The following is a 13,779-nucleotide window of genomic DNA, read 5'->3' as shown; positions in this document are numbered from 1 at the left end:
AGGAAGCGTCATTCGCTCGCACCGTCGCTTAGACATTGAGGCGTCAGTTCTCATCTGGAACCGGCTTTTGACCCGTCCGCTGAAAGATCGCTCGCCGGACGCGGCAGACGACTTGAGATTGCAAGAAGAGGCTTGGCCACCTGGATTTCCGCTATCGCTCGCCGGCAGACCGTGACAGGTCACGGCAAAAACCTGTTGACGTGCCTGAGACGAGTTCTTTTACGGTAGTGCCCAAGGCCAGCTCCACGGTGTTCACCGTGTAGGCCGATTGTGCCGGCGCGGACGCGACCGGACTAGGCGTTGCCGCGAGGACGGTGGCGAGCCGGGCGGCAGACTGCACATTCGCATCGGCGATGCGTGAGGGGCGCGACGCCCAGGCCGCATGGGCGGTGACGCAAGCGCCCACATTGATTTCTTTGTTTCATCTCCTATTCTCACTAGAAGCCATCGGGTACAGAGTTCCAATATGTCTTAAAGCAGTGAGGCTTGAATGTCAGTGTGGCGCTCGGACAGAAATGGTCACGTCCTGAATCCACACATCTCTGCCCCAGCGTCGCATCATTAACGGCCTGGCCGAGATGCTGCCGCGTGGCGAGTTCGTCGCTATTGTTTCTTGAGGACTTAACACTACGGTTGGAGGAAAAAATGGCAGATTGGAAAGTCGCCAGGGTCTCACAAGTTTTCGCAACAACCGATCCACTGTACGCTATGGTATTGCTGGAAGAAACACTGCCCGAAGGTGGTGAGGCGAGGACTTGGAGAAGAATAGAACCACGAAGCGCTGACGGCTGTAGTAATGTTTTTCAGATCGCAACAGGCGCTTGGGTAAGGGATCATGACCTGATCCTTTATCTGTTGAATGATGCGGGTGAACTAACTGCCATGGCAAACTTCCTCATCTAGGAGCGAGGCCGCAGATGACTCCACGCTCCGAGCTAATTGCTCCCCCGGGCCAGAAAGACCTCGAAGGCTTGCGGGCCCGACTGGCCCCACGCTCCGAGCTAGTTGCTCCCCCGGACGCGAAAGACCTTGAAGGCTTGCGGGCCCGACGGGCTCCGCGCTCCGAGCTAGTTGCTCCCCCGGACGCGAAAGACCTTGAAGGCTTGCGGGCGCAATTGGCTCCGCGCCCCGAGCCAATTGCGCCCCCCGGACCTGAGGATCTGAAAAGCCTGCAGATCCGAATTGCCCCGCGCTCAGAGCCAATTGCTCCCCCAGAGCCGAAAGATCTGGAAGGCCTGCGGGCCCGGATGGCCCCGCGTTTAAAGCCGATTGCTCCGCCTGAGCCGAAGGACCTGGAAGCGTTGCGGGCTCAAATAGCCTCACTCGCCGGGCCGATTAGTCCACCAGATTGATCTGACTGAACGCCGGAAAGCATCGGCGAGTCCTTGAGAGCAAAACTGCGATCGACACCGGACGGATTCCGGTCTATTCCCGCGTCGAGGAATTCCTGCGGCTGACCGCCAAGCAAGTCGCTGACCCTCTCAAAACGCCTGCAGCAGACGAAAAAGGCCGACCCCAAATGCGGTCGGCCTGGAGTTGCTTCAGTACATCACGGCTCAGTTCGTCACCACGCCGATCGTCGGCGGGGCCGAACTGTTGGCGTACCCGAGATAGAGCGTCTTGCCGTACAGGAACGACATGCCCAGTCCAGCGTCGGCTTGCCGAACAGTTCCTGCTGGATCGGAAGATTCGCGATCACATAGGACGTGCTGGCCGCCGGCTAAGCGAGCACCGACTGCGCGTTAGCCATCTGGAACCTCACGTTCAGGCCGCTGCCGCCACCGGTGAACACCGTCGATTGCGACGTGAGGCTGCTCGGACAATACCAGGTGATGCCCTCCACCGAACGGGTCGGCAACGGGGCATTCGGCATATAGTCCGCGCCGGAGTCGCTTTCGATGACCGCCGTCATGCTCGTGCCCTCCACCATCGTCACGTTGGCCGTCGACCGTTGAGGGTTCGATTGCTGCCGCACAGGCGAGACTGCATCGAGGGTCAGCAATGGGTCCAGCTTGTGTGAAAACGTACGCCAACCGCCTAAACTGAAGTAACGCATTCAGGTCGGACGGGCACATGAAGCGATTCGTTGAAGGCGAAGACCGTAAGCAGGCTGTCTTGCTGCCCGAGTATCTCGAGGACTATGTGTCCGACGACAATCCGGTGCGCGTAGTCGACGTCTTTGTCGATGAGCTTGATCTTCGTGATCTCGGCTTTGAGGGAACCGCTCCGGCAACGACGGGACGACCCTCGTATCATCCTTCCGTGCTGCTCAAGATTTATATCTACGGCTATCTGAATCGCATTCAGTCGAGTCGGCGTCTGGAGCGTGAGACCCAGCGCAACATCGAGCTTATGTGGCTAACAGGCCGACTTTCGCCGGACTTCAAGACCATCGCCGATTTCCGACGCAACAACGGCAAGGCGATCCGCAATGTCTGCAGCCAGTTCATCGTGCTATGCCGTAACCTGGACCTCTTCTCAAAGTCGATAGTGGCCATCGACGGTAGCAAGTTCAAAGCCGTCAATAATCGTGACCGGAACTTCACTAGCGGGAAGGTCAAGGCGCGCCTGCAGCAGATCGATGAGAGCATCGCGCGATATCTCTCCGCGATGGAGACGGCAGACCGGACTCAATCCGATGTTGCCGAGGCGAAGACGAGTCGCATCAGCGACAAGATCAGCAAGCTCAGGCAGCAGATGCAGGACCTCAAGACGATGGAGCAGCGATTGCGCGAGTCGCCAGATGGACAGGTCTCCCTGACTGATCCAGATGCGCGCTCAATGGCTACCAGCGGTCGGGGAACGGGAATGGTTGGCTACAACGTTCAGACGGCGGTTGATGACAAGCATCATCTGATTGTGGCGCACGAGGTCACCAACGTAGGCAACGACCGCAGCCAGTTGACAAACATGGCTGGCCAGGCGCGCGCGGCTACAGGCATCAAGGAACTGACTGTTGTTGCCGACCGGGGCTACTTCAAGAGCGAGGAAGTCCTGCAATGCCATGAGGCGGGCATTACGGCCTTCGTTCCTAAACCGCTGACTTCGGTCAAGATCGCTGACGGCTACTTCGGCAAGCAGGATTTTATCTACGTTGCCAAAGATGACGAGTATCTTTGCCCTGCCCAGCAGCGGCTCAACTGGCGTTTCACAAACATCGAGCATGGCATGACGCTGCATTGCTATTCGAGCTCGGCCTGTTCTACCTGCACCATCAGGAAACAATGCACGTCAGGCAAACAGGCTTGCCGGATAAAGCGCTGGGAACATGAGGCCGTCGTCGAAGCGATGCAGCAACGGCTCGACCGGAAGCCGGACATGATGCGCATACGCCGTCAGACCGTCGAGCACCCGTTTGGTACGCTGAAATTCTGGATGGGCGCGGCGCACTTCCTGATGAAGACACGCGAGCATGTCAGCACCGAGATGAGCCTTCATGTCCTCGCATACAACCTCAGGCGCGTCATGGCGATCTTAGGCACCGGGACGATGTTGCAACAGATGCGTGCGTGAGGATCGGCCTGCATCAAACCGGCCGCGCTGGCGCGCATTACGGCGCCTGGGCGTCTCGTGCTCTCGTAAAGATATCCAAAGAACCGATAACCGTTAGACGGGCTCAATGAGGCCGTCGACGCTGTCGTTGATCGCGTGGAATTGTCAATGCGTCCGCGTCGCGTTTTTACACGACCTGGGTCGAGTTATGCCTTTCCCATATTTGCTGCGATCGGCGATCTCGTGAGGTCTGCGTCGGGCCGGTTCGGCCACGAACAATCGGTCGGCATCGACTTCCGGATCGCTGACAATCGAGGCGCACCCGTATTTGGACGAAGCGTTCCCATAAGAATTCTCGTTGCTGTCCTGCTCTCGCTGGTCAGCAAGCTTTTCTGTTACTACGATGTACATATTATTCGTAAAGCGCTTTGGGCCGAAGAGTCGGAGTTCCAATTCACCTCGCAGAGTGACGGAGCGACCTCGGCGGTGACAAACAGGTCCAGCTTGTCCAACGCGACGACGAGTAGGGCAATCGTTTGGAGACAGCCATGCATTTCGACTACCAACAATTCCACATTGACGCGTCACCTCTTGATGAAGGCGGCCACTATTACGGCCGCGCTAAGATCTACCGGCGCGCCCCGGTGGGTGGCGATGCCGTTGAGGTGAAGTATTCGGGCGACCTCGGCGATTATTCGTCCCACGCGGATGCTATTGAGGCGGCGCAGCGCTGGGCGATTCAGTGGTGCGACGAGAACTCGGCCTAGGTCGCGTGCAACGATTCCTCGAGAATCACGCTGGAGACAGATATGGCCGAAGGGAAAGAGCAATTTGAAGAGTACAAAGGTTTCACTATCCGGGTCCTAGCTGTCCCGGAGTATTCGCCGCACCCACCAGACATCCTGTTCGGGTATACCGGATACGTCTGTCGCCCCAGCGACGATATTCGCTATTCACCTAGCAGAGTGAATTTCTCCCACGCGATACCTGACCTGCCAAATGCAGAGGCCGCAGAGCAAACCGGGTTTGTCGAAGCGCGGTCGATCGTCGACGGGACGCATCCGGACTTATCGGTTGATGGTCTGTAATTCCGGGCGTCGCCCTCCAGGAGCTCGACTGCCCCTATGCAACTTGTGCCTGACGCAGGCAGACCTGCAGCGGACCGTTTATCCATTCAGCATCGGACCGTGTCCGGCCATAACGCGACCGTTGCGTGGCTTGCCCGAATGGCGGCTCACGGAGGCGATCAAGCCCTTGAGGTCTAACGTTCGTTGGCGCCGTTCCAGCTTTCTACATCGCACATCTCCGCAGTTGTGCAACTCATCGAGATGGCACATCCTTTGCTTAATGGATGCGAGCGCCAGTGCGCCAACCGTCGCGTTCGGCAGACTGGGCACCTCAGGCTGAACCCAACGCACGCTCGCGCGCCTTGGAAGGCATGGGGGCTAACGCTTCGGTAGCCTTATGGCGGACCGTTTCAACTCCAACAAATAGAAAAAAATCGCCGCCGATGTAATTATTACCTGAGTCGGCGACGGCGATTAACTGAAGCCGCCCATCGGCGGCCTTCCATAACGACGTGACCAATGATCATGAAGCCTCCGCAAATCGGTCCTTTCCCTGAGCTTGCGGCATATCTCGAGGGAAAAAGTGGACTTATCACACGCCGTTGGCTTCGTGCGGTGCGGTCCGACCCAGCGATTGAACCAGCCGCTAGGCTAACGACAGGCCAGGGTCGATCACGGAAATTCAGGATTCACTGCGCGCCAGTCGCCGAGGTAAGCCGCCTTCACCTATCGGAGCATCGAACCATCGGGGACTCGCACGGGAAAATGCGGCTTTACCAGAAGTGAAATAAACCGACCGCAGTTTCGTATTAATCGAAGCGTCGCGTGAGAAACGATGCGCGACCGCTCAGAGCGCCTTGCCAGGATTCATCCGGCCTTGCGGATCAAGCGCGTGCTTGACCGCGCACATCGTGTGGAGCTCGACGTCGCTCTTGTAATGCGACGGCTCTTCGCGATGCGCCCGGCCAATGCCACGCTCCGCGCTGACGCTGCCGCCGTACCGCACCGCCATGCCATTGACGATCTTGCCGATGGCATCGACGCGCGCATCGCGATCGGCAATCTGCGCCCACACCGCATGCGGAAACAGCACGATCGAATGAATGTTGCCGTCGCCCACGTGGCCGACACACAGAAAGCGCGCGCCTTCCACGAGGCCCGCGTCGACCAGCTTCGCTTCGGTCTGCGCTAGGCACTGCGGGATCTGCAAAATGGGCACAAAGATGTCGTGCGTCACGCTGACGCCGAAGCGCATTTGGCTTCGGACACAATATGCGGGATATGCCACAGCGCGGCCGACTGCGCTTCGCTCGAGGGTGGCGCGGCATCGGGTTCCGTCGACCGTCTGCTTCCGCTGTCGCTCGCGAGCGAGGGCTCGTGCCGGATCGGCGGCAATATCTCAACCAATGCGGGTGGCAGCGCGGTGCGCTGCGGCAGCATGCGCCCGCTCTTGCTTGCCCTCGGCCCTCTTAGTAACCACGTAATTGCCCTTCAGGTGACATCCCGAATCGAGCTGTTTCAACGATGATGGCCTGCCGCCGGGCGCGCAGATTGCTCGGTGAAAAGTGCGTTTCAGACCAGAGGACTTGTACGTAGGAGGCTATACCTTTGGCTGACCGACGGTGGTCCAGCAATCGCATCGTTGTTGAAAGACGCAGTAGTGCGACGGCAGGGGCGTTGCAATTGGTTTCACCTAGTTACCATTTGCCAGGGGAGGAGGGTCAACGTCGGTTCGACTGTCGGCGTTGCTACAGATAGCACTGTCTCATGCAGTGCATTTTCAAGGGAGTCTACTGTCATGAAGAAGATCATCACCGCTTTTGCGTCCGCCCTGATCATCACGTCGGCATTCGCGCAAACGGCCGCACCTACGGACAGTGCCAAGGCGCAGGCGAAGGCAAATAGCGAAAAGAGTGAAGCGCAGGCTACGGCTAACAAAAAGAAGGCTGAAGCACAAAGCGATGCAGACAAGGCGCAGGCCTCTGCGAACGAAGATAAGGCCGCAGCGCAAGCCACAGCCGACAAGAAGGCAGCGAAGGTCGAGAAGGCGACCACCGTAGGCGAGGCGTCGGAGGCGCGCGGTGATGCCGCCACGGCGCAGGCGAAGGCGAACAGGAAAAAGCATGATGCCCAGGTCAAGGCCGACAAGAAAAAGCACGATGCCGCTCAGGATGCCAACGTAGCGCAAGCGAAAGCTGACAAGGAAAAGGTTGAGGCCCAGAACGACGCTAACAAGAAGGCGGCCGATTCGAAGGTCGATGCAGCGAAGAAGCAGTAAGGAGAGCGCGCCGGGCGGTCTTTGTCGGGCGGTCACGGCGCGCGCGTACCGGCGGACGGCGCGCGGAAAGCAAGGATCACCCACAATGCGGACACGAAGTGTGAGCCAGGGCCGGCGCGATTTTCTTCGAAAGTCTGCCGCAGTGCCGTCCACGTTGCTGCTGTTGGTCCTCGGAGATGCGTATGGGCAGTCCGGCGCAGTTTCAGCTACGCCCGCCTGCACCGACGAACATGAACCGACCCGGCAGCAGACGGCAGGTCCGTTTTTCCTGCCGCACTCGCCGCAACGTGCATCGCTGCTGGAACCGGGCATCAATGGAACGAAGATCGTGCTGACTGGACGGGTGTATTCGACACGATGCAGCGCGGTTTCCGGGGCTTTGCTCGATTTCTGGCACGCCAATGACGCCGGCGAGTACGACCTCGAGGGGTTCCGCTGCGCGGCCATCAATTCGCCGGCAGCGAGGGACGCTACCGCCTTGAGACCATCGTGCCGGGGCTATATCCGAGACGCACAAGACACATCCACGTGACGGTGCAGTCACCCAACGGGCCGATCCTCACCACCCAACTGTACTTTCCTGCCGAGCAGCGCAACGCTCGCGATTCCCTGTTCGATCGCCGGCTATTGATGACGTTGACAACGGCGGCGAGCGAAAGGCGGCCTGGTTCGATTTCGTCCTCGCGCTAACGTAGCGCAAGTGGTTGTGAAGCCGGGGCGTATCGAGAGTTAAGGGACGACGTGAACCTGGAAATGTTATTTGCTACCAAACTGGTTGACGGGTAACGACCATGAGGCAGGTAGCACGGAGCTGCATTGAGAACCGCTCTATCGGCCCAGGACCCGCGCTTGATTCTGTTGATTACGATTCAAAGGCCCCGACGTTGCGAGTCGCACAGAAGTCGCCGCCCATCAACTGCCGTTCGTCGCTACTGCAACATGGCCGTTCGAGCGACCGCTCTCCATCCGCCAGTCGTTGATGCTTCGATAGGCCGGCAGTCCGCTTAGGGGCTACAGACCACGCCTCCCGCGCTCGGCAGACGCCAGCCACATACCGCGACGAACTCATGATCGGCCATATTGTCAAAGTAATGCGGCTGGAGTTCGCCCATATGAAGCCCTTTTGCTACGTAATTGCCCTCGTCGTACTCACTGCCGGCTGCGCCTCGACATGGCCGCCCGCCAATAATCAGATTGCCCAGCAAATTAAGGCCGACTCGAATGCCTACATTCCGCGTGCTAACCACGGTGCGACGCGCGGCGACTCCACGTCGAAGCCACCGATGCTCAGCGTTGGTGTCAGCTATTCCGATACGCAATTGATCCTGCCTTGGTTTCTTACTGACATCATCAACGCAGTTAACGATCCCTAGTCTGTCAGCGATTTGCTGCAATGTGTTTGGCTTCTGACGACGTTGTTTGGAGTTCGCAACGAGATCGGAGAATGCCCCAGTGCGGCCATGAAACGATGTTTACCTGATGACGCGGCTGGTCATTCCAGCGTCTATATCACGCCGAAAGCGGTCACTGAACATGCCAGGTCGATAGAGGTTCATCGGCCTTTGCGGACGTTGGCCCGTTAGTCGCCGTGCCGCAACAGTGCGCCGTTTTGCAGTCGTTCACAATGAGATACGATCGACTGTTTCCTGGCGGGAGCGACGAATGAGTTCTCCCAACACAATGTCGCCATTCAAGGTACGTGGGTCAATGTCTGCTTTGCAGCGGAATCGCTGCCAGCCATGCTCGTCGCGTTACTGACAGGTTCCCTGTGCCTACTGGCGGCTTAATTTAGTTATTTGTCGGCAAGCAGGGTAATCATCGTCAGGACAGTGTTATCGGGCAGCTTGAGGGACTGAGTCTCCACGGTTCGCCGATAGGCCCCGGGTCCTTGGAGCCAGCGGTCAGCGGCCTCTTTCACAGGTCTGGATAATCCGCTTCCTTTTCCAAACGCCATCGAAAACGCAGCGGTGTCTTGGTGCAGCTCCTGCTTGACGTAGAAATCGTGCGGAAATGCGAGGTTCTTCTGACTCCATATCCTCTTAGTCTGGTTGTGGCAGACGACGCAGGTTTGGGCTTGGGCGCGTCTGGCTACCTTGATCGCTGAAGCGGTTAAGCTGGTGTCGAACTCGTCGCCGAGCGCCTTTGCAGTGTCCAGATTGATCCGCTTGCCTTCGAGCCAAGGGTCTACCAAGAAGCTTGGCAAGATCAATTGGCTCGCGTATCCATTTGCGTAGGCCTCGACGTTCTTCGCTTCGGCGTTTTGAGGGCCGATGTCTTCGTTAGCGCACTGAAAAGAGCCGCGATCTTTATCGCAAATCCAATGCGCCAGTTCGTGGGCTAGCGAGAAGCGCTGGCGGCGACGATAAGATCCTGTATCGACGCTAATCACCGCTATGTTGCCAGCTGCTACCAGGCGCGCAGCGCACCCACACAGGCGACGATAGACGACCTCAGCTCCCCGGTAGTTCGCGATGGCCTCCAAATCGATGTGGGAGGAGTCGCGTACTCCGTAGTGCCAGAGCAGACTTTCAGCGGGGCTGAGCATTGAACGATCAATCGCCATGGTCTTCCGGCTTGACAATTCCCATCCTCACCAAATCGTCGTAGACAGTCGCCAAGTCTTCGTCGGTCTGCTTTTTGCCATCCCGAAACGCCATAGCGACTTTGGGCTCGCGCATGAACGTCTCGGCCACGATCTCCTTGAGTCGTTCCATTGTCGGGCGCACCCGATTGATAGGTCGAGTTGCAGCCGAAGCCTTGGTCGCTGCCTTGACGGAGGCGAGCTTCGCCCGCATGCCGGCTGCGACCACGTCTCGAAGTTTGTCATGCGTTTGCATGGCCACCGCCGCCATGTCTTGCCCAGCTTCGCGATATTCGTTCCTGATTTCTTCGTCACTAGTTGCGGCGAGGTCGTCCAGCGCCCTGGCGCGGATAAAACCGATCTCCCTGTTTTCCTTGGACTGCCTCATAATTTCCTCCTGCCCGGCATCAAGGTGTTGAGCCCCCGGCGGAATCTTCGCCGGGCAGTATCGTATGCGGTTTGGTCCATGCCTGAAACGGCGCGGATTTCGCTAGGTTTCATGCCGTCCTTATCGCCCATAATAAGGAACTGAATTTCCTCGTCGTTCGCGAAATGAGCGTCAATCAGTGCAGCGTCAGCGACGGCGCGAGCTTGCCGCTCGTGTGTTTCTTCAATCTCCAGCGCCTGCTCGACGACATCCGGGGAGTGGAAGCCTTCCTGCGCGAGAGCCAACTCTGCGTCGCCCTCGCGACCCGCCATCGTCTCGAGGTACGCGGTTCGTGACTGAGTGATGGAGCTGCTGGATCCCTCCGCGATGGATTGCATCGTCCTGATGATATAGGCCACGAAGTGCACGTCCTTGGGCCAGTGCCGGCCCTCTTTGACACCGACGCCCTCGAGAGTGCGTTGCACCGCTTCGCTTAGCAATTCAAGTGGGTCCGTGTATTCGGTGCCGAAGAGGGCGTATTGTGCCGCGCGGTGTATGCGCCCGAGTTCCGCCTCGGTCAGCATTTCGATCGCTTCGGCGATCTCCTCGGCCGTGGCGTAAGCGCGATCGAGTGATTCTCCAGTTGTCACATGCCCCCCTTTTGCCTCGTCACTGGTACGTGCGGAGTTTGTCGCCTCTGCGGACATTGTAGGCGTTTTGTCCGCGTTTTTATTCTTTTCCGCACATACAGATGAGCAGCAACTTCGCTGCGACAAGGTGATAAATGATGTCCGAACACGCGAAACACCAAACCCGAATTCATATCGATCAGAAAGCCTATGAGTCGCCGAATCCCACGACCGGGGCTGATTTCTACGATCTCGCCCATTTGCACGGGAACCACGTTTTGTACCGGGAAGTCTCTGGCGATCACGAAGACGAACTGGTCCGAATTGACGCTGCTGAGATCCATCTGAAAGAGGATGAACATTTTTATACGGGCAAGCCGCCTGAGTGGTATCACGTCGTTACGATCAACACCGATGACTTCGTCGTTGACCATGAGTCCATGACTTTCGCAGAGATCGTGAATCTGGCGTTTCCGCAGCCGCCGACCGGTTTAGATCCTAAATTCACCATCAGCTTCGAACACGCTGAGAGCAAACCGCACCACGGCGATCTTCCGGAAAATGGCGCCATTACTATCAAGAAAAACGGGACTATCATCGATGTCGCGCACTCTAATCGATCGTAATCCGGACCTCCTGCGCCTGCTTCACGATGGCTACAACATCCAGGTGACGGACGCAAATTTCCTGCTCGTGCATGACGTGCCGTACGTTACATCGTGCAGGACGATTGCTACAGGTGTTCTCGCGACCAATCTCGACCTGGCGGGCGATAAGACCGTGCAGCCTCAGGACCACACTGCGAAGTTCATCGGCGAGTATCCGTGCGACAGCGCCGGCCAGCAAATGGCAATCCTGGTCCATCAATCTGCCGATATTCCGCTTGGAAGTGGCTTCATAGCGAAGCACTCGTTTTCGCGGAAACCTGCATGCGGTCACTACGTCGACTATTACGAAAAGATGACCCACTACGTGTCCCTGCTGGCGCAGCAGGTGGCGGCAATCAATCCTGAGGCGACAGCGAAAACCTTCAGGGTCGTCGAAAGCGCGACCGATGACGGACCGCATGTCTACTTGGAGACTGCGTCGGCGCGAGCGGAAATCGTTGAAGTGACCGCAAAGCTTGCTGAGGAAGCAGTCGCCATCGTGGGGCTTGGCGGGACCGGTTCCTACGTGCTCGACTTGGTCGTCAAGGCGCCGGTCAAACAGATTCACCTCTTCGACGCGGATGAGTTCCTGACTCACAACGCCTTCAGAGCGCCTGGTGCAGCGGGCCTGGAAGACCTTCGACTCCGACCGTTGAAGGTCGAGTACTTCAAAAGCATCTACGAACGTATGCATCGCGGAATCGTGTGTCACCCGGTTCGGGTTTCCACTAGATAACGGCTGATGCTTGCCTCGATATCCCGCATGCGCCGTTCTAGTTTTGCGCTCGTGAAGTTGCGGTCGCGATGGTTCACTGCCTTAAACTTGCTCCCGTCTATCGCAACGAGCGCATCGGAGAACAGGTCCAGGCGTTGGCACAGCACAACGAACTGACGACAGACGCTGCGGATCGCCTTGCCATTATCTTTGCGGAACCTCGCAATGGTCTTGAAGTCGGGCATTAGACGGCCCGTGAGCCACATCAATTCGACGTTGCGCTGCGCCTCGCACTCAAGGCGTCGACTGGATTGAATTCGGTTCAGGTAACCGTAGATGTTGAACCGCCCCGGGAATCGTGGAGGCAGATTGGTTTAAGTTAATGCGGTTTCGGCGACCGGTGTTTCAAGTTGCCGATAGTAGTTTGCCTCAGCTTCGGCAGGCGGGATGTAGCCGAGGGGTTCCATCAATCGATGATGATTGAACCAGGCCACCCATTCCAGCGTTGCCAACTCGACGGACTCCCGTGTTTTCCAGGTGCGGCGATGAATCAGTTCGGCCTTGTACAAACCGTTGATTGTTTCGGCCAGTGCGTTGTCGTAACTGTCGCCACGGCTACCAACCGAGGGCTCGATGCCCGCTTCGGCCAGTCGCTCGCTATAACGAATGCTAACGTATTGCTTAGGTTCAAGGGGTCGTTGCAACACCTGATGTTTATGATGCGAGTAGTAGATCTCTCAGTGCTTCTGCTGGTGCTTTCCATCCAAGGCTTTTACGCGGTCTGCAATTCAGCGCGCTTGCGACGGCATCGAGTTCACGCTCCGAGTACCGGCTCATGTCGGTGCCTTTTGGAAAGTACTGGCGTAACAGGCCGTTCGTGTTCTCATTGGTCCCTCGTTGCCACGGGCTTTGAGGATCGCAGAAATAGATTTCAAGACCCGTATCGATTCGAAGCTGCACATGCTGGGCCATCTCTGCACCTTGATCCCATGTGAGTGATCGTCTCAACTGCTCAGGTAATAAGACGATCTTCGCAGCTATGGCATTGCGGACAGCCTCCGCTCCATGACCCGCCAGCGGTGGCCCGTTCTTGACGCGGACGCCGGTGCCATGGCCCTCCATAGGTGGAAGATGGAGCAACATTGTAAAGCGGGTGGTGCGCTCGACCAGCGTACCTACTGCGGATCGGTTAAGACCGATGATGGTTTTGTCGCAGTAAGGCGCGATGGACGAGGAAACGCGATTGTTATGTATTGCTTATGAAACGAGTGAGTAAAACTGCTTCGCGGCGGACAGTTGGATTTTGCCAAAGTCCTCCATCTGTCCTTTTTTGATCATGTGCATGACTTCGATGCCGCTCAGAATGACACGCGCGCAGTCAAAATCCTTGAACCCGAGCATCGGTCTAGTGCGACGTTTGATGGCCCGGTGGTCCTGCTCCACCACGTTGTTCAAATACTTGACCTGCCGAACCTTGATGGGCGTCTCGCGCTCGGCGTTCACCGCATGAAGCGCCGCCAGATTGGAACCGCTTTTGTCGATGGTCACCGTCTCGGGTGCGCCGTTCTGAGCGATGGCTTTATCGAAGAAGCGGCGCGCGGCGGCCTTGTCCCGCTTGGCTCTGAACAGAAAGTCGATGGTGTTACCCGCCTTGTCCACGGCGCGATACAGGTATTTCCACGAGCCTTTGACCTTGATATATGTTTCATCCATGCGCCAGCTCGTGCCCACCGGGCGTTTGTGCTTGCGAAACGTCTTTGCGAACAACGGTACCAGTTTGATCACCCACCGATGCACCGTCGAATGATCGACGCCGATGGCGCGCTCAGACATCATCTCCTCGAGATTGCGAAGACTTAGCGAATAGGCAACATACCATCGCACGCACAGCAGCATCACATCCAGCGGATAATGAAGCCGCTTCAAAACCTTCGCAATGCCTGTAGCAAGGGCCGTTCGTGGTATCGCGGTCTTCTTCATCGTGAGCCGAAGCAAAGTTTGTG

The 13,779-nt window shown here is 57.6% G+C and carries 15 protein-coding genes and 3 pseudogenes; 9 read left to right on the top strand and 9 right to left on the bottom strand.

All coding sequences use genetic code 11. The features are described 5' to 3' along the window. The first annotated feature begins 645 nt into the window (after positions 1-645). Positions 646-903: a hypothetical protein gene (locus PQR42_RS34795; protein ID WP_277039150.1), complete on the top strand. Its 258-nt coding sequence runs from the start codon at positions 646-648 to the stop codon at positions 901-903. Between the two features lie 817 nt (positions 904-1,720). Here the strand turns inward: PQR42_RS34795 and PQR42_RS34790 are convergent. Further along, positions 1,721-2,056, bottom strand: a complete 336-nt coding sequence (locus PQR42_RS34790; protein WP_408494898.1) for a DUF3443 family protein — start codon at positions 2,054-2,056, stop codon at positions 1,721-1,723. 17 nt (positions 2,057-2,073) lie between these two features. On the opposite strand from PQR42_RS34790, the gene PQR42_RS34785 reads away from it, so the two are divergent. The 3 genes from PQR42_RS34785 (at position 2,074) to PQR42_RS34775 (ending at position 4,580) form a co-directional block, all read left to right on the top strand. Further along, positions 2,074-3,513, top strand: a complete 1,440-nt coding sequence (locus PQR42_RS34785) for an IS1182 family transposase (RefSeq protein ID WP_408494896.1) — start codon at positions 2,074-2,076, stop codon at positions 3,511-3,513. A 527-nt stretch (positions 3,514-4,040) separates the two neighbouring features. Then, positions 4,041-4,259: a hypothetical protein gene (locus tag PQR42_RS34780; protein WP_408494894.1), complete on the top strand. Its 219-nt coding sequence runs from the start codon at positions 4,041-4,043 to the stop codon at positions 4,257-4,259. A gap of 42 nt (positions 4,260-4,301) precedes the next feature. Next, positions 4,302-4,580, top strand: a complete 279-nt coding sequence (locus PQR42_RS34775) for a hypothetical protein (protein ID WP_408494892.1) — start codon at positions 4,302-4,304, stop codon at positions 4,578-4,580. 826 nt (positions 4,581-5,406) lie between these two features. On the opposite strand, the gene PQR42_RS34770 is transcribed toward PQR42_RS34775, so the two are convergent. Next, positions 5,407-5,814 (bottom strand): FAD-binding oxidoreductase, encoded by a 408-nt coding sequence (locus PQR42_RS34770; protein WP_408494890.1) that lies wholly within the window; start codon positions 5,812-5,814, stop codon positions 5,407-5,409. A gap of 543 nt (positions 5,815-6,357) precedes the next feature. Between PQR42_RS34770 and PQR42_RS34765 the strand changes: the two genes are divergently transcribed. From PQR42_RS34765 to PQR42_RS34755, 3 genes are all read left to right on the top strand, one after another. After that, the gene (locus PQR42_RS34765) at positions 6,358-6,837 is read left to right on the top strand and encodes a hypothetical protein (RefSeq protein WP_408494888.1); all 480 of its coding nucleotides are present in this window, start codon (positions 6,358-6,360) and stop codon (positions 6,835-6,837) included. A gap of 85 nt (positions 6,838-6,922) precedes the next feature. Then, complete coding sequence (locus PQR42_RS34760) at positions 6,923-7,369, top strand: hypothetical protein (RefSeq protein WP_408494886.1); 447 nt, start codon at positions 6,923-6,925, stop codon at positions 7,367-7,369. Between the two features lie 535 nt (positions 7,370-7,904). Beyond that, a complete protein-coding gene (locus PQR42_RS34755; RefSeq protein ID WP_408494884.1) occupies positions 7,905-8,210 on the top strand; it encodes a hypothetical protein in 306 nt (101 codons plus the stop codon). Positions 8,211-8,629: 419 nt separating this feature from the next. On the opposite strand, the gene PQR42_RS34750 is transcribed toward PQR42_RS34755, so the two are convergent. From PQR42_RS34750 to PQR42_RS34740, 3 genes are read right to left on the bottom strand one after another with little or no spacing between them, the layout of a single operon-like run. Continuing rightward, positions 8,630-9,400 carry an ImmA/IrrE family metallo-endopeptidase gene (locus PQR42_RS34750; RefSeq protein WP_408494882.1) on the bottom strand — a complete coding sequence of 257 codons (771 nt, stop codon included), beginning with the start codon at positions 9,398-9,400 and terminating at the stop codon, positions 8,630-8,632. Further along, positions 9,390-9,806: a hypothetical protein gene (locus PQR42_RS34745; protein ID WP_408494880.1), complete on the bottom strand. Its 417-nt coding sequence runs from the start codon at positions 9,804-9,806 to the stop codon at positions 9,390-9,392. Before PQR42_RS34745 ends, PQR42_RS34750 begins: the two co-directional genes overlap by 11 nt. After that, on the bottom strand, positions 9,803-10,492 hold the full coding sequence (locus tag PQR42_RS34740; RefSeq protein ID WP_408494878.1) for a hypothetical protein: 690 nt from the start codon (positions 10,490-10,492) through the stop codon (positions 9,803-9,805). The genes PQR42_RS34745 and PQR42_RS34740 overlap by 4 nt, the downstream gene beginning before the upstream one ends. Positions 10,493-10,569: 77 nt before the next feature. Between PQR42_RS34740 and PQR42_RS34735 the strand changes: the two genes are divergently transcribed. Continuing rightward, positions 10,570-11,040 (top strand): multiubiquitin domain-containing protein, encoded by a 471-nt coding sequence (locus tag PQR42_RS34735; protein WP_408494876.1) that lies wholly within the window; start codon positions 10,570-10,572, stop codon positions 11,038-11,040. After that, complete coding sequence (locus PQR42_RS34730; RefSeq protein WP_408494874.1) at positions 10,976-11,797, top strand: ThiF family adenylyltransferase; 822 nt, start codon at positions 10,976-10,978, stop codon at positions 11,795-11,797. The genes PQR42_RS34735 and PQR42_RS34730 overlap by 65 nt, the downstream gene beginning before the upstream one ends. Here the strand turns inward: PQR42_RS34730 and PQR42_RS34725 are convergent. The 4 genes and pseudogenes from PQR42_RS34725 to PQR42_RS34710 all read right to left on the bottom strand — a co-directional run. Continuing rightward, a pseudogene (locus PQR42_RS34725) lies at positions 11,776-12,114 on the bottom strand (transposase); the annotation flags it as partial. The gene PQR42_RS34730 and the pseudogene PQR42_RS34725 overlap by 22 nt on opposite strands. Positions 12,115-12,150: 36 nt before the next feature. After that, a pseudogene (locus tag PQR42_RS34720) lies at positions 12,151-12,456 on the bottom strand (integrase core domain-containing protein); the annotation flags it as partial. A gap of 34 nt (positions 12,457-12,490) precedes the next feature. Further along, positions 12,491-12,979: pseudogene (locus PQR42_RS34715) on the bottom strand (IS30 family transposase); the annotation flags it as partial. 54 nt (positions 12,980-13,033) lie between these two features. Further along, on the bottom strand, positions 13,034-13,756 hold the full coding sequence (locus tag PQR42_RS34710) for an IS6 family transposase (protein WP_408494872.1): 723 nt from the start codon (positions 13,754-13,756) through the stop codon (positions 13,034-13,036). Between the last annotated feature and the right edge of the window lie 23 nt (positions 13,757-13,779).

The organism is Paraburkholderia sediminicola, assembly GCF_046027355.1.
Taxonomy (GTDB): Bacteria; Pseudomonadota; Gammaproteobacteria; order Burkholderiales; family Burkholderiaceae; genus Paraburkholderia; species Paraburkholderia sediminicola_B.
The sequence above is the reverse complement of the archived record's forward strand: the minus strand, read 5'-3'. Positions and strand labels throughout refer to the sequence as shown.

What these genes read in the sequence shown, in the direction of transcription:
- PQR42_RS34790 (WP_408494898.1), bottom strand. Translation starts at nt 2,056, where the DNA reads ATGCGTTACTTCAGTTTAGGCGGTTGGCGTACGTTTTCACACAAGCTG.
- PQR42_RS34785 (WP_408494896.1), top strand. Translation starts at nt 2,074, where the DNA reads ATGAAGCGATTCGTTGAAGGCGAAGACCGTAAGCAGGCTGTCTTGCTG.
- PQR42_RS34710 (WP_408494872.1), bottom strand. Translation starts at nt 13,756, where the DNA reads ATGAAGAAGACCGCGATACCACGAACGGCCCTTGCTACAGGCATTGCG.
- PQR42_RS34730 (WP_408494874.1), top strand. Translation starts at nt 10,976, where the DNA reads ATGGCGCCATTACTATCAAGAAAAACGGGACTATCATCGATGTCGCGC.
- PQR42_RS34745 (WP_408494880.1), bottom strand. Translation starts at nt 9,806, where the DNA reads ATGAGGCAGTCCAAGGAAAACAGGGAGATCGGTTTTATCCGCGCCAGG.
- PQR42_RS34760 (WP_408494886.1), top strand. Translation starts at nt 6,923, where the DNA reads ATGCGGACACGAAGTGTGAGCCAGGGCCGGCGCGATTTTCTTCGAAAG.
- PQR42_RS34750 (WP_408494882.1), bottom strand. Translation starts at nt 9,400, where the DNA reads ATGGCGATTGATCGTTCAATGCTCAGCCCCGCTGAAAGTCTGCTCTGG.
- PQR42_RS34735 (WP_408494876.1), top strand. Translation starts at nt 10,570, where the DNA reads ATGATGTCCGAACACGCGAAACACCAAACCCGAATTCATATCGATCAG.
- PQR42_RS34740 (WP_408494878.1), bottom strand. Translation starts at nt 10,492, where the DNA reads ATGTCCGCAGAGGCGACAAACTCCGCACGTACCAGTGACGAGGCAAAA.
- PQR42_RS34795 (WP_277039150.1), top strand. Translation starts at nt 646, where the DNA reads ATGGCAGATTGGAAAGTCGCCAGGGTCTCACAAGTTTTCGCAACAACC.
- PQR42_RS34765 (WP_408494888.1), top strand. Translation starts at nt 6,358, where the DNA reads ATGAAGAAGATCATCACCGCTTTTGCGTCCGCCCTGATCATCACGTCG.
- PQR42_RS34780 (WP_408494894.1), top strand. Translation starts at nt 4,041, where the DNA reads ATGCATTTCGACTACCAACAATTCCACATTGACGCGTCACCTCTTGAT.
- PQR42_RS34755 (WP_408494884.1), top strand. Translation starts at nt 7,905, where the DNA reads ATGATCGGCCATATTGTCAAAGTAATGCGGCTGGAGTTCGCCCATATG.
- PQR42_RS34775 (WP_408494892.1), top strand. Translation starts at nt 4,302, where the DNA reads ATGGCCGAAGGGAAAGAGCAATTTGAAGAGTACAAAGGTTTCACTATC.
- PQR42_RS34770 (WP_408494890.1), bottom strand. Translation starts at nt 5,814, where the DNA reads ATGCGCTTCGGCGTCAGCGTGACGCACGACATCTTTGTGCCCATTTTG.